This is a genomic window from Kitasatospora sp. DSM 101779, assembly GCF_025655475.1.
GTDB lineage: Bacteria > Actinomycetota > Actinomycetes > Streptomycetales > Streptomycetaceae > Kitasatospora.
In genome coordinates, this window is sequence record NZ_JAHTIK010000001.1 from 6,805,319 (window position 1) to 6,821,542 (window position 16,224).

The following is a 16,224-nucleotide window of genomic DNA, read 5'->3' on the forward strand; positions in this document are numbered from 1 at the left end:
CTCGGCCTACCCGTGCGGCGGCTTCTCACCGCTTCTCCAGCCGCGCCGCGAGGTGCTCCGGGAGGTCGTCCCGATTCGCCCGGGCCGACTGGACGAGCTCGACATCGGTGCGGCGCTTGAGGGCGTCGGTGAACGGGCCGGGCTGCGCGTGCACGGTGGCGACCACGTCGACGTCGGCCGCGAACAGGCCCCGGCCCGTGTCCCGGAACGGGGGGTGGGCCAGTTCCATCCGCCCGAGCTCGTCGATGAGCACGAGCCGCCTCGTCGCCGGAGCGGACGGGCTCCACGCCAGAGACGGTGGCGCCAGGCGTTCCATCACCCCAAGGTCCACGCCGTACCGCCCGACCTGCGGCGGCCCCGGGAGGTCGATCCGGGCCATGGTGGGCGGCACACGCCCCGCCTGCGCACCCCTTCGGCAGCGCGAGTGTCGGTTGCACCTTGGAGTCGGGCTGCACCGGTACGGTGACCCGGCCGCGCGCCTGCCCGCTTCGGTCGGCCGATGCTGCCACGATGGTGGCGCGACGTGCGACAGGTGAAAGGGGCGGCCGCCGATGGTGTCGGATGAGGCCGTGATCGGCTGCCCCGGCACGCTGGTGATCGGGACCCGGGGAGCCGCCGGCCCGGGTGAGGTCCTGGTGAGGATCAGGGGCGGTTCGGAGACCTTCCTGGCCTGGTCGGAGGAGCCTCTGCCCGAAGGAACACCGGTCCTGGTGATCGAATCTCGCGGTACTCGCCAGGTCGACGTCATGGAGTGGACCGACCCCACCGGCGATCCGGGGTCCGACCTTCCCGACGGACCTTGCTGAGGAGGCAACCAGGATGTTCGGTTATCGCGTTCCCGCCCCCGACCAGGCGATGCTGATCTCCGGTGGAAGACGGGGCCTTGCAGGCGCGCCGTTCCGCGTGGTGACCGGGCACGGGGCGTTCGTCCTGCAGATCTTCCGCAAGGTCCGCTTCCTGACCCTGGCGATGTGCGAGGCGGAGGTTGCCGAAACCTGCGTCACCAAGCAGGGCATCGCGCTGACGGCGCGGGCGGTGATCGCCTTCAAGGTCGGCAACGACACCGAGAGCATCGTCAACGCCGGCCAGCGCTTCCTCTCCGACCAGGACCAGATGTCCGTGCTGACCGGCCGGATCTTCGCCGGGCACCTGCGTGCCATCATCGGCTCGATGACGGTCGAGGAGATCGTCACCGAGCGGCAGAAACTCGCAACCGAGGTGCTCGACACCTCGAAGGCCGAGATGGCGAAGATCGGCCTGATCGTCGATTCGCTCCAGATTCAGTCGATCGACGACGGTGACACCGGCTACATCGCCGCGATGTCGGCCCCGCACCGGGCGGCCATCCAGCGCCAGGCCCAGATCGCCCAGGCACAGGCCACCCAGGCCGCGGTGGAGGCGGAGCAGCAGTCCGCCCGGAAGCAGGCCGAGTACGCCCGGGAGACGGCCGTCGTGAAGGCGCAGTACACCGCCGAGGTGGATCGGGCCCAGGCCCAGGCAGCCCAGGCCGGCCCGCTGGCGCAGGCGCACGCGCAGCAGGAGGTGCTGACGGCGCAGACCGAGTTGGCCCAGCGCGCGGCCGAGCTGCGCGAGCAGCAGCTGGTCGCCGAGGTCGTGAAGCCGGCCGAGGCGGAGGCCGAGCGGATCAGGGTCCTGGCACTGGCCGAGGCGGAGCGGATGAAGATCCAGGCCGAGGCGGCGGCCTCGCACGACCGGGTGGCGCTGGACCGGATGCTGATCGACCAGCTGCCGCAGATCGTCAAGGAGGCGGCCGGTGGGCTCGCGGGCGCCAATGTCAATGTTCTCAACGGCGCCGACGGCTTGGGCGAGATCGCCGCCGGCTTGGTCGGCCAGGGCCTGACGATCATGGACTCGGTCCGCCGGGGCCTGGGGGCGCCGCAGGGCCGCGGCGAACAGGACGGCGAGCCGGCCGGCCTCACGTGATGGGAACGCCGTTCGTTGTGCGGGGCAACAGCCGGACCTTCGGGTCCTCAGGCAGCAGGCGCTGACGAGCCGCCGAGAGCCGCTGCTCGTAGGCCGGGGCGAACAACTCGTCAAGCGACTTGTCCAGCGTTCCGGCGATCCTGTGGATCGGAGCCCAGACCGCCGGATCGTCCATCATGTGGCAGAGGTCCGTCATCTGCAGGCGCTCCAGCCAGTGCGACACCCCCGGTGCCCCATCACTGTTGAGCCTGATCGTTACGTCCCCACCCATGCGCACCCCCATGAATCCCGACCTCAGCCGACGGCTTCCCATCACGCCGCCGGCCGCTGCCGTCAACCATCGCGCGGGGCCGCGCACGGCAAATCCCGGGCTCCTCGGGTCTGCGGTGAGCCCGGGAGGGTCTGTAAGAAGAACGGCACCTCTCTGGGTCAAGCGGCTGGGATCGGAGAGGTGTCCCAACGTGTTTGATCGACAGACCCGCCCGGGAGGAATGCCTCATGCCGGCGCACCGGGCTGGGCCCCGGTGCGCCGACGGAGTTCGCGAGAGGGCACCGTCAGGAGAGGTACCACTGCTGGTTGGACTGGCCGTTGCAGGCCCACAGTTGGACCAGCGCGCCGTTGCCGGTGGAGGCGCCGGTCACGTCCAGGCAGAGTCCGGACTGGACTCCGGTGATCGTGCCGTTGGAGTTGAAGGTCCACTGCTGGTTGGTCTGGCCATTGCACGGCCAGACGGCGACCTTGGTGCCGTTGGTGGTGCCCTTGCCGTAGGCGTCCAGGCAGAGTCGGCTGGAGCCGCTGTAGACCGTCAACTCGCCGTTCGCGGTACGCGTGACGGTCTGGTTGGTCTGGCCGTTGCAGTCCCAGATCTGGGTCTGGGTGCCGGGGGTGGTCGACGCGTTCGGTACGTCCAGGCACTTGCCCGCGCCCACGGCGTGCACGGCTCCGGTGGTGCCGCTGCCGCCCGTCACGCCCGCCTGGGCGATCACCTGCTGCGCCCCGGACGGCCAGTTGACGCCGCTGACCTGGACGTTTCCGGTGAGGATGTTGTTGTGCGGAGCGCCGGTGGCGACCTGGGTGGCGCCGCCGTTGTACCAGTTGTCGGAGAAGGTGCTGTCGTTGGTGTTGTTGCTGCTGCTCGCATTGGTGAAGGCCCACACGCCCGAGTCCTGGACCACGTTGTTGCTCAGGGTCTCGGAGCGGGAGCCCTCGTCGAGGTAGAGGCCGACGGTGTTCCTGTTGTCGTAGACGTAGTTGTGGTCGATGCTGGTGCCCGGGTTGGCGGACAGGGTGTAGATGCTGCCGCCGTCGTGGAACACCTTCTTGGTGCCGTGCACCTTGTTGTAGCTGACGACGGTGTTCTTCAGGGTCGTCGCCGTGGTGTAGACGGGCTGGTAGTTGTAGAGGCCGCGGTCGCGGTAGTCCTGGCTGCCGCCGGCGTCGTTGGCTCCCCAGCCCCAGCCGACGTCGATGCCGTCGTAGGCGAGGTCCGAGACCTCGTTGTGGGTGATGACGGCGTGGGTGACGTAGGTCGAGAGGATCCCGGCCATGTCCTTGTAGTCCTTGGCGACGTCGCTGATCCGGTTGTCCTGGATGGTGATGTTCTGGTTGGTCATCGCGGTGTTGGACGGGTGGTGGGCGTCGGGCTGCACGCCGCCGACGACGATGCCCGCCCCGGAGTCGTCGGTGAAGGTGTTGCCCGAGACCGTGATGCCGGAGGCTCCCAGGCCGACGCCGGAGGCGTGGGCGTCGGCGTCGTTGCCGATGCCGAGGCCCACCTGGCCCAGGTGGGAGAAGGAGTTCCCGGAGAAGGTGATGGAGGAGGCCGCCGAGACCTGCACGGCCGCCGGCACCTGGTTCCAGCTGTTGCGGGCGGCCTCGAACAGCTGGCACCCCGCCTGGCAGGAGGTCATGAAGTCCGAGGGCTGGGTGGAGGTGCTCGCCAGGAACGCCCCGCTCTGCTGGTCGGCGTAGCCGACATTGGTGCCGGGCTGAAGCCAGGTGGTGTGGTGGAAGGCGATGCCCTGGACGGTGATGTCGTGTGCGGGGCTGGTGTAGCTGCCGCCGATCCGCAGGAGGGAGTTCAGCCGGGGCAGTTCGATGTCGTGGGCCGTGGCCTGCCAGCCCGCAGGGGCCTTGTAGTACAGCTGGCCCGCCTGCGGGTCCAGGTACCACTGCCCGGTGGACTTCAGGAACGCGTACGAGTTCTCCAGCTGCAGCGATCCGCCGGCGAAGGGCTTGGCCAGGGTGTCGTACCCCCAGTTGTTGTTGTTCCAGGCCGGCTGCTGCATGGTGATGGTGGTCCCGCTGATGGACTGCACCGGGGCGAAGCGGTCGGTGAAGGAGTTCTGGCTCTCCAGCTCGATCCGGTTCTGCTGCGGCAGCGTGGCCAGGTAGTTCAGCGCCGAGTTGACGATGGTCATCCCGGTGGCGGTGATGTTCACGTCGTTGCGCGAGATCGCGATCGCCGCCCGCGGCGCGAGCATCCCGTCGACGTACAGCTGCCGCGAGTCGACACCGGTCGGGACCGGCGCCGCGTAGATGGTGTTCGCGGAGTCCTTCAGGGTCCAGCCCGTCACCTGCTGCCCACCCGACAGCACCGGGCTCGCGCCCGGCGCGGCTTGCCAGATCACCCGGTGGCCGTTGCTGCCCGAGTCCGCGCTACCGAGCGTGAGCGGCGCGGTCAGCCGGTAGGTTCCGCCCGCGAGCTGCACCACGATGTCACCGGTCATGCTCCCGTTGACGGCTTCGACGGAGGTCTTCGCCTGGGTCAGGGAGCAGGGGATCGAGGAGGAACACGCGGTACCGCTGCCGGTCGGCGAAACGTACAGCGTGGTCATCGTCGCCGCCTGCGAGACCGCGGCGGGCGCGGCCACGACGCCGGCGGCGGCCAGAGCCGCGGCGAGGGCCCCGCGGGTGAGGCTGAACGCAGGGAGTCTGCGTCGGGTGGTTGTCATGGAATCGCTCTCTCCTCGCATGGTGGTGGGCAGGGCGGGTGTGGCTGGAGCACCGCCCTCTCATGGAGCCGTCCCGGGACGGTGCCGGCCGGGGACGGGTTCTCGCGTGGGCTGGAACGCCGGTGGCGTCCCAGCTCAACTGCGGGTCCATCAACTGCGGGCCCATTTCTGGTTGCCGGCACCGGTGCACTGCCACAACTGGATCAGGGTGCCGTTGGCGGTGCCGTACGCGCTGACGTCCAGGCACAGGCCGGACTGGACGCTGGTGACCGTGCCGTCCGCGTTGAGGTTCCACTGCTGGTTGGTGCCACCGTTGCAGTCCCAGATGATCGCCCGGGTGCCGTTCGTGGTGCCCTTGGCCTCGGCGTCCAGGCACATGCCGCCGAAGACCCGGAGCTCCTTGGCGCCGGTCTGTGTCCACTGCTGGTTGGTGCCGGTGTGGCAGTCCCACAGCTGCGTCTGGGCGCCGTTGCTCTGGCTGCTGTTCGGGACGTCCAGACAGCGGTTGGCGCTGGTGCTGCGCAGCCGAGCGGCCGCGCCACCGCCGGCCTTGCCGTAGCCGACGGCGGTGATGCCCGCCTGCACCGCGTTCTCGGTGGTGTCCGAGGGGAAGCCCGCGGTGATGGCGCCCTCGAAGAACTCGCCCTGGCCGGAGACGCTGTTGTCGCCCCCGGTCCCGAGCAGCAGGGAGCTGCCGGTCTTCATCGGCGAGTAGCCGTTGGGCAGGGCACCGGAGTAGGTGGTGGTGAGCCCGCCGCTCGCGGCGTTGCCGTACTTCAGGGTGAAGTTGCCGGTCCCGTTGTTCTTCTCCAGGGCGGTGACGAAGGGGTAGTGGATGCCCTGGTTGTCGGGGTCCTTGTTGGAGCCGGTGTCGGTGTGGAACATCCCGTTCTCCAGGTCGGCCTCGACCCAGGGGCCGGTGCCGGTGCAGCCTCCGAACCAGCAGGCGTTGCCCCAGTAGATGGCGTTCATGGTGGCGTTGCCGGTGTCGGTGTGGCTGTTCTCGCCGCTGCCGTAGTCGAAGCAGCACCACTGGTTGGTGAACTCGGACGAGGTCACCATGTAGATGCCCTCGGGCTGGGCGCCGGTGGGAGCTCCGTCGGCATGGTCGACGCGGTAGCCCACGCCTTGCGTGACCTTGACGCCGAAGACCTGGTGCCCGCCCGCCATGACGGGCAGTGCCGAGGCGTCCGCGCCCACGTCGGCGCCGTTCGGGCCCGGTCCCTTCCAGTAGCCGCCCCACGAGACGGGCAGGTCGTTGTGGTGGCTGGTCTGGTCGTAGATCTTGGTGATGGTGCACGAGGTGCCGGCGCAGAAGGACGTCTGGGCCGACGCGTCGGCGTAGCCGCCGACGGAGAGCAGGCCCACGTCGCGGTAGGTGCGGTCGGATCCGCGCTGGACCTGGTACAGCGGGCCGTGGTAGCCCGCGAACAGCGCCCGGGTGGTTGCGTGGGCCGCTATGCAGGGCGTGCCGCCGGCCGCGTAGAGGTCACAGGGCAGCGACGCTGCCGCGGCAGAGTTCGCCTCCGCGGTGGGACTGCTCGCAGCGGCCCGGCCGCCGACGACAGCCATCGCTGTCGCGAGGACCAGCAGCAGCACAGCGGCCAGGCCGACCGGGCGTAAGCCGGGGGAGAGGGAGGACGTGCGGTGGTGCATCGGAGCCTCCTTGGGGTAGGGACGCGGGTTCGGCACGGCGACTGCGGGCCAGTGGCGGGGCCCTGCTGTCGCCGAGGTCCGCCATTGGTACGACACTCTCGGCGCGATGGATCCGTCTCATGTGCGGAGCAATGACCGCTCGGATGCTGCCCGGGCGGCTCACCGGAGGACGCGGCGGTGGTGCGAGTTCGCGCAGGCAGCGGTCGGCCGCGCGGACTCCCGACATCGGCCGGATGGAGCGGTCATTCAGCCAGCTCGGAGCCGTTCCTTGCGTCACAGGCACTGCCGCGAGGGATGCCGCAGGTCCCTCATTGTGAGCGCTCACAATGAATGGAGGGGGATCGCCGGTGCGCGCTGCGTGCCGCCTTGGACGCCCGCGGCGGCGAAATGAGACTGACACATATGTCGGCTGCACTTCAAGAGATGTGCAATACAGGCTTTCGGCGGGGCGACGACGCCAATCGGCATCGCCTGCCGGGAACTCGGTCGGCTCTGGGCCGTCTGTCGCGGCATCACGGCAGGCGGAGATTCCGGCCGCACCGAACGACCACCCGGCAGGCCCGTCCGGCCCTTCTGTCGGAGGCCACGGTCACACGGCGGACAGGATCCCGTCATGGAGTTCCGGGCGCCGCCCCCGTTCCGCCGGGTCGCCGAACCCGAGGAGATTGCCGGAGTCGTCCACCTCGACGGCCCCGATGCCGGCTGCACCGCCGGCGCTCGGATTCCGATCGACGGCGGCTTCGGCGCCATGAGCGGGCAGCCTTGCATCGAGATCCGAACAGGGCAGGAACCGGGCGTCGCGTTCGGCGCGTCCCAGGTGGCGGCGTCCTGCCGACCCCATGTCCTCGGCTGTCCTTCGTCGCCGGCAGAGCGCTTGACCGTAGATCGACAGGAGACCAGTACCATGGCCGACCGAGCCCGCCCAGCCCTGCACCGCGTGCTGACGGTGGTGGCCCTGTGCGGTGTGCTCGCCGCGGCCGCGAGCGGATGCGCGGCGTCCGACGGCGATGACACCGCTGTGCCGGACGGGTCGTCCGCCGCTCCGTCGACCGCTGCCGCACCAAGCGCGAACGCCGGGGGCGGAGGTGCGGTGGTTCTGCCCGAGCCCGGCATCTCCTTCGACTACCAGATCGGCGGTGCCTACCCGCCGCCGCCCGGTGTGCGCGCGGTTTCCCGCGACCGCGCCGCGCAGCCCGCGCCCGGCCTGTACAACATCTGCTACGTGAACGCCTTCCAGGCCCAGCCGGACGCCACCGACTGGTGGCAGGCCCACCACCCCGACCTGCTGCTCCGCTCCGGCGACGCACCCGTCGTCGACCGGGACTGGCACGAGGCCCTGCTTGACATCTCCACGGCTGCCAAGCGCGAACAGCTCGCCGGGATCGTGGGCGAGTGGATCGACGGCTGCGCCGCAGCCGGATTCCAGGCGGTCGAGGCCGACAATCTCGACTCCCACGAGCGGTCCGAGGGGCTCCTGACCGCCGACCACGACCTGTCCTTCGGGAAGTTGCTGGTCGACCGGGCCCACGCGCGGGGTCTGGCGATCGGTCAGAAGAACGCCGCGGGCCTGGCCCGGCAGGGGCGCGGCCTCGGGTTCGACTTCGCGGTCGCCGAGGAATGCGGGCAGTACGACGAGTGCGGCGCCTACGCCGACGCGTACGACGACCGGGTCTTCGTCATCGAGTACAAGGCCGAGGGGCTCGCCGCCGCATGCAGGTCGTGGGGCAAGCGGCTGTCGGTGGTCCTGCGCGACCGGAACGTCGTCCCGGCCGGGGACGGTGGGTACCGGCGCCGCACCTGCTGAGCCGGTCCGGTGCGCGCGACGCCCGGTGTTGACGACGTCGACGGGCCCGGTGAGCTCAGCACGAGCGCTCTCCGCGCCACGTTGACCGGTACCCCGCGCCCCCGCCGTGCGCAGCTGTTCGATGAAGGCGCGGCTGATGTCGGCCACCACGGTCACGCCGGCGGCGATCTCCTGGCGCGGTCGTGCCGGGTCCGCAGCGTGGAAGGGGCGAAGGTGGCGACCCGGCGTTGTTGATCACGCCGCTGACGTGCAAGGCCGAGCCGTTCCACGCGCCTGGCCAGCGCCTGTCCTGGGTCGTGCGGCGTTCCACCGCCTCCGGCACCCCGGTGAGCTCGATCGCCTGATCGGCCCCGCGACCGACGGTCGCCGGTTCCGGAAGGGACCTGACGGGGGTCCGGGTGATCCCGCGGGGAATGCGACTGATCGGGGATCACGGAACCGGAAGGCCCGTGGCAGGCCCGGCCGGCGCGGGTTCCACATGCGCCCGTGCGCCGAGTCGAGCGCTCGGCGCACCTCGGGCACCCGGCGCCCTGGCCAAGTTCCGGTGACTCGATCGTTACGCACGCTGGTCGCCGCGAGGGCTTGGCGGGCCTCACCGCAGGCCGTATGTTGTCGCGGGCAACAAACAGGGGGCCGGCTGCTTCCCCGCTTCGTGCTCGTGCCCATCCCACCCTTCATCAGCCACGCACGTCCGGCGCAGGTCGGACACGCCTCGAAAGGACCCTGCCCATGCGCAAGGGACTCCTGTTCGCCACCGCCGCCGTGTCGGCGGCGCTGCTCTCCACGGTCACCGCCTGCGGTTCCTCGGGCTCCGGTGCCGACTCGGCGGGCGCCAAGAAGCCGAAGATCGGCGTGATCCTGCCGGACAGCAAGTCGTCCGTCCGCTGGGAGACCGCGGACCGGCCGTACCTCGCCGCGGCCTTCAAGGCCGCCGGCGTGGACTACGACATCCAGAACGCCGAGGGCGACAAGCAGGCGTTCCAGACCATCGCCGACCAGATGATCACCAGCGGCGTGAACGTGCTGGTCATCGTCAACCTGGACAGCGGCACCGGCAAGGCCGTCCTCGACAAGGCCAAGGCCCAGGGCGTGGCCACCATCGACTACGACCGGCTCACCCTCGGCGGCTCCGCCCAGTACTACGTCAGCTTCGACAACACCCAGGTCGGCAAGCTCCAAGGCCAGGGCCTGGCGAAGTGCCTGAGTGAGATGGGCACCAAGAACCCCGTCGTCGCCGAACTCAACGGTTCCCCGACGGACAACAACGCCACCCTCTTCGCCAACGGCTACAACAGCGTGCTGGACCCGAAGTACGCCTCCGGGGAGTACACCAAGGGCCCCAACCAGTCCGTCCCCGACTGGGACAACGCCCAGGCGCAGACCATCTTCGAGCAGATGTACACCAGCCGGCCGGACGTCGGCGGGGTGCTCGCCGCCAACGACGGTCTGGCGAACTCGGCCATCGCCGTGCTGCGCAAGAACCACCGCAACGGGCAGGTGCCGATCACCGGTCAGGACGCCACCGTGCAGGGTCTGCAGAACATCCTGGCGGGCGACCAGTGCATGACCGTCTACAAGGCGGTGAAGAAGGAGGCCGACGCGGCGTCGGCCCTCGCGGTGGAGCTGGCCGGCGGCAAGAAGAGCCAGACCAGCGCCACCGTCAACGACCCGACGGGCAAGCGTGACGTGCCGTCGGTGCTGCTGACCCCCGAAGCCATCACCAAGAGCAACATCCAGGACGTCATCACCGACGGCTACGTCACCAAGGCACAGCTGTGCACCGGCGACTACGACGCGCTGTGCACGAAGGCCGGCATCAAGTAGGCGCTCGGCCCTACCAGTGGGCCCCGGCCTCGGCGGGGCGGGGCCCACTCCGCCAATTCCCAGGAGCCTTACCCATGACAGAAACCCCGACTCTCGAGTTGCGCGGGATCAACAAGAGCTTCGGCCCCGTCCAGGTCCTGCACGACGTCGCGCTCAGCGCCTACGCGGGGGAGGTCACGGCACTCGTCGGCGACAACGGCGCGGGCAAGTCGACGCTGGTCAAGTGCATCGGCGGGATCCACCCCTTCGACGCCGGGGACTACCTCTTCGAAGGCCGGCCGGTCCAGGTGCACAGCCCGCGCGACGCCGCCGCACTCGGCGTGGAGATCGTCTACCAGGACCTCGCGCTGTGCGACAACCTCGACATCGTGCAGAACATGTTCCTGGGGCGGGAGAAGCGCCGGGGCATGGTGCTCGACGACTCGACCATGGAGGAGATGGCCGCCGCGACGCTCAGGGGGCTCTCGGTACGGACCGTCAAGTCCCTTCGCCAGAAGGTCTCCAGCCTCTCCGGCGGCCAGCGCCAGACCGTGGCCATCGCCAAGGCGGTGCTGTGGAACAGCAAGCTCGTGGTCCTCGACGAGCCCACCGCGGCGCTGGGCGTCGCCCAGACCGCGCAGGTCCTGGAACTCGTGCGCCGGCTGGCCGACAACGGGCTGGCCGTCGTACTCATCTCGCACAACATGAACGACGTCTTCGCGGTCTCCGACCGGATCGCCGCGCTGTACCTCGGACGGATGGCCGCTCAGGTCAAGGCCTCCGACGTGACCCACGCTCAGGTCGTCGAACTGATCACCTCGGGCCGCAGCGGCGACCTGGGCCCCCGGACCACCCCCAACGGAGCCGCCGCATGACCTCCGCCCTCGCCCCCCAGAAGCCCGAGCGGCCGAACCGGCCCACCGACTCCGTGGAAGGCCGACCCCTGACCGCCGGCCTGGCGGACATCGGCCGCGGCTACCTCGACCAGGTGCGCGCGGGCGAGCTCGGCGCCCTTCCCGCCGTCGCCGGCCTGGTCGTGCTGTGCGTGTTCTTCTCCCTGCTGCGCCCGGTCTTCCTGTCCAACCTGAACTTCGCCAACCTGCTCACCCAGAGCGCGGGCAGCATAGCCATCGCCATGGGGCTGGTCTTCGTCCTGCTCCTCGGCGAGATCGACCTGTCCGCCGGCTACGCCAGCGGCGTCTGCGCCGCGGTCCTGGCCATCCTGCTGACCAATCACGGCTGGCCCTGGTACGCCGCGGTGGCCGCCGCCATGCTGACCGGCGCGGTCATCGGCCTGCTCATCGGCACGCTCGTCGCCAAGGTCGGCATCCCCTCCTTCGTGGTGACGCTGGCCGCGTTCCTCGGTTTCCAGGGCGTCGTCCTGATCCTGCTGAAGGAAGGCACGAACGTCTCCATCAAGGACCCCACCGTCCTGGCCATCGCGAACGACAACCTCAGCCCCGCCCTCGGCTGGGTCCTGCTGGCCTGCTGCGTCGCCGGGTACGCCGCCCTGCAACTGCGCCGCAGCCGCGACCGGCGCGGCCGGGGCCTCGCCGGCACCCCGGCGGCACTCCTCGCCATCCGGACCGGCGCCGTCGTCGTGCTCGGCGGCGCGGCCGTGTACCTGCTCAACCAGGAGCGCAGCCGCAACATCGTCATCGGCTCCCTCACCGGCGTGCCCGTCGTCGTACCCGTGATCGGGGCCCTCGTCCTGCTCGGGACGTTCACCCTGCAGCGGACCGGCTTCGGCCTGCACATCTACGCCGTGGGCGGCAGCGCCGAAGCCGCCCGCCGGGCCGGGATCAACATCGTCTTCATCCGCACCGCCGCTTTCGTCATCTGCTCCTGCCTGGCGGCCGTCGGCGGCATCATCGCTGCCTCCCGGGGCAACTCCGTGGACCCCAACACCGGCGGGAGCAACGTCCTGCTGCTCGCCGTCGGCAGCGCCGTCATCGGCGGCACCAGCCTGTTCGGCGGTCGCGGCCGCGTCGTCGACGCGGTGCTGGGCGGCCTGGTCGTCGCGGTGATCCAGAACGGCATGGGCCTGATGGGGTACAGCTCGGGCGTCAAGTACGCTGTCACGGGATCGGTTCTGCTGGTGGCCGCCGGTGTGGACGCCATGTCCCGCCGCCGCACAGCCCGACGATGAGGGTCACCCGCCATGAAAGCCGGTCCTTCCCAGGAAGAGGTCCGCCAGCACAACCTGGGTGCCCTGCTGCGCCTCGTCCACTTCGACGGGCCGACCTCGCGGGCCGTCCTGGCGACCCGGCTCGGTCTCAACCGCAGCACCATCCTGGGCCTGGTCGGCGATCTGACGGCCGCGGGCCTGGTCCGCGAGGAGTTGCCGCAGGAGACCGGCCGGGCCGGGAGGCCCTCGCTGGTCGTCCGGCCGGAGTCCACCCGTGTGCACGTCCTGGCGGTCGACCTGGGCGTGGAGCGCCTGGCGGCAGCCCTCATCGGACTCGGCGGCGTGTTCCTGGACCGGCGCGAGTGCCCGTGGCCCGACGGGCACCCGGAGGACCCCGCGCGAGTGGCCGCCGTCCTCGCGGGATTCGCCCGCGAGATGCTGGCCCGCGCACCGGCCGACAGCTCGTGCGTCGGCGTCGCCGTGGCGGTACGCGGCATCGTCCGCCACCCCGACGGATTGGTCAGCCTCACCCCCAACATGGGCTGGAAGGGCGTCGACTTCGCCGGTGCGTTCGCCGACCGGCTCGGCCTGGACGTCCCGGTCCTCGTCGCGAACGAGGCCAATCTCGGTGCGCTCGCCGAGCACCGGCGCGGCATCGGCCGCGGAAGCCAGAACCTCGTCTACCTCCACGGCGAGATCGGCATCGGCGCCGGAGTGATCATCGACGGTGAACTCCTGCGCGGCGAACGCGGATACGCCGGCGAGGTCGGCCACATGACCGTCAACCCGTACCGGGGACGGCCGTGCGGCTGCGGTGCCCGCGGCTGCCTGGAAGCCGAGGCAGGTGAGCGCGCCCTCCTGGAAGCCGCCGGCCGGGACGGCCGCCTCACCGGGGCCGACGCCGTGCGGTCGGTGGTGACCGCCGCCGACCGTGGCGACGTCACCGCGCGGGAGGCCCTGCACCGGGTCGGAGACTGGCTCGGCATCGGCATCGCGAACGTCGTCAACCTCTTCGATCCGGACCTGGTCATCCTCGGCGGCACCCTCCGGGACGTCTTCCTCGGATCCGCCGCACAGGTGCGCAGCCAGATCAACACCAATGCCCTTGCCGCGGTGCGGGAGAAACTTCGGCTGCGGGTCAGCGAACTCGGCGACGACACCGTCCTGATCGGCGCCGCGGAACTGGCGTTCGCCGAGGTGCTCACCCGGCCGCTGGAGACGCTCACCCGTATCTCGGAGCAACGCCAGGCCCGCCCATGACGCTGAGCCCGTCCGTGCCATCGCCTCGGGCGTGATGACTCCTGAACCTGGCGCGCTGGTTCGGGCGTGATGACTCCTGAACCTGGCGCGCTGGTTCGGGCGTGATGACTCCTGAACCTGGCGCGCTGGTTCGGGCGTGATGACTCCTGAACCTGGCGCGCTGGTTCGGGCAGCCTGCGGCTCGTCGAGGTTGGCCTACTGGCCCGGTCTGGCAGGCGAATACGATGACAGCGTGTTCGACGGGCCGAGGGCCACCACCAGCGCCTCGGCCTGGTGCACGTGGACTCCGACACGCAGGTGCGCACCCCCGAGGCGTCCTGCGCCTGGTACCGCGACCTGGTCGCCGCTCATCGGGCCCACAGCCCACAGTAGTTGGGCTCACGTCGCCCGGGGGATGTATGACCCTTCGGCCACGGCAGAGGGGGCATCCGGGTGGCGCGGCCCTGTTCGGCGACTGCCGTGGATCGGTGCAGCCGTCCCCTCGTGTGCGCCCCGCGACCGGGAGGCGTGGGTCGGGACTCGCAGGGAGCACCGCCCCGTGCGCCGGGTCGACCTCCCGCCGGTTCACGTGGTGAGGACGAGCCCCGCCTTCCCCGGTCGTCCGAATGCGGTGGTCGCTTTCAGGACTGTGCCACCGCCTCGGCGTCTTCCCCCGGGCGCCCGCTGAAGAAGTCGACCAAGCTCTGCGGTGCGCGCTCGCCGAGGCAGAGGTCGAGAATCTCGTGGGCGTCCGCGTAGAAGGCCTCGCTGCGTGGGAAGAGCTCCTTCTCGTAGGCGGCGAGCGCCGCTTCGACGTCGTCGGGGTGCCGGGCGATGGCCTTGCCGAGTTCGGCACCGTCGAACATCGCCAGGTTGGCGCCGTCGCCGGACGGCGGCATCAGGTGCGCGGCGTCACCGAGCAGTGTCACGCCGGGTACCCGGTCCCAGCGGTGTCCGTCCGGGAGGGTGTGGATCATGCGTACCACCGGGATGGTCTCGCCGTCGGTGATCAGCGCGGTGAGGTGCGGCGTCCACCCGTCGAACTCGGCCGCGACCCGGGCGGTCGCGGCCGCGGCGTCGGTGAAGTCCGTGGCGGCGATCCACTCGGCCGAGCGGTTCAGTTCGACGTAGGTGTGGAGGATGCCACCCGCCTCGCGGTGGGCGACGATCCCCTTGCCGGGGGCGAGTGCGTACATGGCGCCTCGGCCGACCAGTGCGGCCGTCGCGGGGTGCCGCTCGTCGACGTCGTGCAGGTAGGTCTCGACGAACGTCGTGCCGGTGTAGACGGGCCGTGCGTCGGAGAGCAGGGGCCGGACCCTGGACCAGGCGCCGTCCGCGCCGACCAGGATGTCGCTGGTCTCGGTCGAGCCGTCGGTGAAGGTCAGCTCGTGGCGGCCGCCGCCGAGCGGTCTGACGCCGGTGACCTTGCTGCCCCAGCGCACCGTCCCCTCGGGCAGGGAGTCGAGCAGGATCCGGCGGAGGTCGCCGCGGAGCACCTCGGGGCGTGCCGCGGTGCCGTCCGACGGGACGTCCAACAGCAGCGTGCCGTGCCGGTCGAGCACCCGGGCGGCGTCGCCGCCCTCGTGGATGATCGCGCGGAACTCGTCGGTGAGGCCGGCGTCCGCAAGGGCACGCTGTCCGTCCTCCTCGTGGATGTCGAGCTGCCCGCCCTGGGCGCGGGACTCGGCGGAGGGATCGGCCTCGTGGACGGTGGCGGGGATGCCGTGGATGTGCAGGACGCGCGCGAGGGTGAGGCCGCCCAGGCCCGCGCCGATGATCGTGACCGGTGTCGTCATGGTGTTCCCTTCGAAGCCATGATGGAACGCTGTTCCATTCTCATGTTGGAACAGCGATCCATTCATGTCAAACTTTGGTCATGGCCATCAAGAAGCAGCGGGCTGTACGGCGCACGGACGCGCTGTCGAAGGAACGGATCGTGGAGGCCGCGATCGAGATCCTCGACTCCGGCGGCGAGGGCGCGCTGACCTTCCGCGCGCTCGCGGCCCACCTGGCCACCGGAAGCGGGGCGATCTACTGGCACGTCGCCAACAAGGACGACCTGCTGGCGGCGGCCACCAACGACGTGATCGCCCGAGTCATGGCGGACCCGGCCGGCGGCGCGCGTCCGCGGGAGGCGATCCGGGCCCTCGCGCTCGGGCTCTTCGACGCGATCGACGTGCACCCCTGGGTCGGCACCCAGCTCTCCCGCGCGCCGTGGCTGGCCGCGATTCCGCAGATCTTCGAGGGTTTCGGCAGTCGGCTGGAGGAACTCGGTGTGCCCGAGGAGGCGCAGTTCGACGCCACGTCCACGCTCGTGATCCATGTCCTCGGCGTCGCCGGACAGAACGCCGCCAACGCCCGCCTGCACGCGCACAGGACCGATCGGACGGTCTTCCTGGGCGAGATCGCCCAGCAGTGGGCCCAGCTCGATCCCGCTCGGTACCCGTTCGTGCACCGGGTGGCGGCGCAGTTGCCCGAGCACGACGACCGGGAGCAGTTCCTGGCCGGCATCGACCTCATCCTGGGCGGCATCGGGGCCGCCCACCCAGGTCCGTCCTCTCGGACCTGACTCGAACCCGAGTGGGCCAGGGCCGGCCAGGAGCCGGGTGCCGCGCGCTCAGGACGGGTGGCCGGCCCCGCCCGGCCGTGCTGTGAGGCGATCCCGGAGGGTGGACGTGTCCCGGTGAAGCGGCCG

Annotated in this window: 14 protein-coding genes and 1 pseudogene; 9 read left to right on the forward strand and 6 right to left on the reverse strand. The window is 70.6% G+C overall.

The genetic code is table 11. From position 1 onward, the window contains the following. Positions 1–25: 25 nt before the first annotated feature. Positions 26–379: a nucleoside-triphosphatase gene (locus KSNIM_RS31010; RefSeq protein ID WP_263108193.1), complete on the reverse strand. Its 354-nt coding sequence runs from the start codon at positions 377–379 to the stop codon at positions 26–28. A gap of 172 nt (positions 380–551) precedes the next feature. On the opposite strand from KSNIM_RS31010, the gene KSNIM_RS31015 reads away from it, so the two are divergent. After that, entirely contained in the window at positions 552–806 is a 255-nt protein-coding gene (locus tag KSNIM_RS31015; protein ID WP_263106433.1) for a hypothetical protein, read from the forward strand. Positions 807–819: 13 nt separating this feature from the next. Then, entirely contained in the window at positions 820–1,944 is a 1,125-nt protein-coding gene (locus KSNIM_RS31020) for a flotillin family protein (protein ID WP_263106434.1), read from the forward strand. On the opposite strand, the gene KSNIM_RS31025 is transcribed toward KSNIM_RS31020, so the two are convergent. From KSNIM_RS31025 to KSNIM_RS31040, 4 genes are all read right to left on the reverse strand, one after another. Continuing rightward, a complete protein-coding gene (locus KSNIM_RS31025; protein WP_263106435.1) occupies positions 1,937–2,227 on the reverse strand; it encodes a hypothetical protein in 291 nt (96 codons plus the stop codon). The two genes, KSNIM_RS31020 and KSNIM_RS31025, sit on opposite strands and share 8 nt — an antisense overlap. A 272-nt stretch (positions 2,228–2,499) precedes the next feature. Beyond that, positions 2,500–4,899 (reverse strand): ricin-type beta-trefoil lectin domain protein, encoded by a 2,400-nt coding sequence (locus KSNIM_RS31030; protein ID WP_263106436.1) that lies wholly within the window; start codon positions 4,897–4,899, stop codon positions 2,500–2,502. Between the two features lie 150 nt (positions 4,900–5,049). Next, positions 5,050–6,555, reverse strand: a complete 1,506-nt coding sequence (locus tag KSNIM_RS31035) for an arabinofuranosidase catalytic domain-containing protein (RefSeq protein WP_263106437.1) — start codon at positions 6,553–6,555, stop codon at positions 5,050–5,052. 589 nt (positions 6,556–7,144) lie between these two features. Beyond that, positions 7,145–7,396: a hypothetical protein gene (locus KSNIM_RS31040; protein WP_263106438.1), complete on the reverse strand. Its 252-nt coding sequence runs from the start codon at positions 7,394–7,396 to the stop codon at positions 7,145–7,147. 63 nt (positions 7,397–7,459) lie between these two features. On the opposite strand from KSNIM_RS31040, the gene KSNIM_RS31045 reads away from it, so the two are divergent. The 6 genes and pseudogenes from KSNIM_RS31045 to KSNIM_RS31070 all read left to right on the forward strand — a co-directional run. After that, positions 7,460–8,359, forward strand: coding sequence for an endo alpha-1,4 polygalactosaminidase (locus KSNIM_RS31045; protein WP_263106439.1), 900 nt, complete (start codon positions 7,460–7,462; stop codon positions 8,357–8,359). Positions 8,360–9,088: 729 nt separating this feature from the next. Continuing rightward, the gene (locus KSNIM_RS31050) at positions 9,089–10,183 is read left to right on the forward strand and encodes a sugar ABC transporter substrate-binding protein (RefSeq protein WP_263106440.1); all 1,095 of its coding nucleotides are present in this window, start codon (positions 9,089–9,091) and stop codon (positions 10,181–10,183) included. A 74-nt stretch (positions 10,184–10,257) separates the two neighbouring features. Then, the gene (locus tag KSNIM_RS31055; protein ID WP_263106441.1) at positions 10,258–11,037 is read left to right on the forward strand and encodes an ATP-binding cassette domain-containing protein; all 780 of its coding nucleotides are present in this window, start codon (positions 10,258–10,260) and stop codon (positions 11,035–11,037) included. Then, complete coding sequence (locus KSNIM_RS31060; protein WP_263106442.1) at positions 11,034–12,311, forward strand: sugar ABC transporter permease; 1,278 nt, start codon at positions 11,034–11,036, stop codon at positions 12,309–12,311. Before KSNIM_RS31055 ends, KSNIM_RS31060 begins: the two co-directional genes overlap by 4 nt. Before the next feature lie 12 nt (positions 12,312–12,323). Beyond that, positions 12,324–13,550 (forward strand): ROK family protein, encoded by a 1,227-nt coding sequence (locus KSNIM_RS31065; RefSeq protein WP_263106443.1) that lies wholly within the window; start codon positions 12,324–12,326, stop codon positions 13,548–13,550. A 252-nt stretch (positions 13,551–13,802) separates the two neighbouring features. Continuing rightward, positions 13,803–13,922 (forward strand): annotated as a pseudogene (locus KSNIM_RS31070) (family 1 glycosylhydrolase); the annotation flags it as partial. 248 nt (positions 13,923–14,170) lie between these two features. Here the strand turns inward: KSNIM_RS31070 and KSNIM_RS31075 are convergent. Continuing rightward, positions 14,171–15,325, reverse strand: a complete 1,155-nt coding sequence (locus KSNIM_RS31075; RefSeq protein ID WP_263106444.1) for an FAD-dependent oxidoreductase — start codon at positions 15,323–15,325, stop codon at positions 14,171–14,173. Positions 15,326–15,405: 80 nt separating this feature from the next. Here KSNIM_RS31075 and KSNIM_RS31080 point away from each other — a divergent pair, with 80 nt between their 5' ends. Further along, on the forward strand, positions 15,406–16,098 hold the full coding sequence (locus KSNIM_RS31080; RefSeq protein WP_263106445.1) for a TetR/AcrR family transcriptional regulator: 693 nt from the start codon (positions 15,406–15,408) through the stop codon (positions 16,096–16,098). Positions 16,099–16,224: the final 126 nt, after the last annotated feature.

What these genes read in the sequence shown, in the direction of transcription:
- KSNIM_RS31010 (WP_263108193.1), bottom strand. Translation starts at nt 379, where the DNA reads ATGGCCCGGATCGACCTCCCGGGGCCGCCGCAGGTCGGGCGGTACGGC.
- KSNIM_RS31015 (WP_263106433.1), top strand. Translation starts at nt 552, where the DNA reads ATGGTGTCGGATGAGGCCGTGATCGGCTGCCCCGGCACGCTGGTGATC.
- KSNIM_RS31020 (WP_263106434.1), top strand. Translation starts at nt 820, where the DNA reads ATGTTCGGTTATCGCGTTCCCGCCCCCGACCAGGCGATGCTGATCTCC.
- KSNIM_RS31025 (WP_263106435.1), bottom strand. Translation starts at nt 2,227, where the DNA reads ATGGGGGTGCGCATGGGTGGGGACGTAACGATCAGGCTCAACAGTGAT.
- KSNIM_RS31030 (WP_263106436.1), bottom strand. Translation starts at nt 4,899, where the DNA reads ATGACAACCACCCGACGCAGACTCCCTGCGTTCAGCCTCACCCGCGGG.
- KSNIM_RS31035 (WP_263106437.1), bottom strand. Translation starts at nt 6,555, where the DNA reads ATGCACCACCGCACGTCCTCCCTCTCCCCCGGCTTACGCCCGGTCGGC.
- KSNIM_RS31040 (WP_263106438.1), bottom strand. Translation starts at nt 7,396, where the DNA reads ATGGGGTCGGCAGGACGCCGCCACCTGGGACGCGCCGAACGCGACGCC.
- KSNIM_RS31045 (WP_263106439.1), top strand. Translation starts at nt 7,460, where the DNA reads ATGGCCGACCGAGCCCGCCCAGCCCTGCACCGCGTGCTGACGGTGGTG.
- KSNIM_RS31050 (WP_263106440.1), top strand. Translation starts at nt 9,089, where the DNA reads ATGCGCAAGGGACTCCTGTTCGCCACCGCCGCCGTGTCGGCGGCGCTG.
- KSNIM_RS31055 (WP_263106441.1), top strand. Translation starts at nt 10,258, where the DNA reads ATGACAGAAACCCCGACTCTCGAGTTGCGCGGGATCAACAAGAGCTTC.
- KSNIM_RS31060 (WP_263106442.1), top strand. Translation starts at nt 11,034, where the DNA reads ATGACCTCCGCCCTCGCCCCCCAGAAGCCCGAGCGGCCGAACCGGCCC.
- KSNIM_RS31065 (WP_263106443.1), top strand. Translation starts at nt 12,324, where the DNA reads ATGAAAGCCGGTCCTTCCCAGGAAGAGGTCCGCCAGCACAACCTGGGT.
- KSNIM_RS31075 (WP_263106444.1), bottom strand. Translation starts at nt 15,325, where the DNA reads ATGACGACACCGGTCACGATCATCGGCGCGGGCCTGGGCGGCCTCACC.
- KSNIM_RS31080 (WP_263106445.1), top strand. Translation starts at nt 15,406, where the DNA reads ATGGCCATCAAGAAGCAGCGGGCTGTACGGCGCACGGACGCGCTGTCG.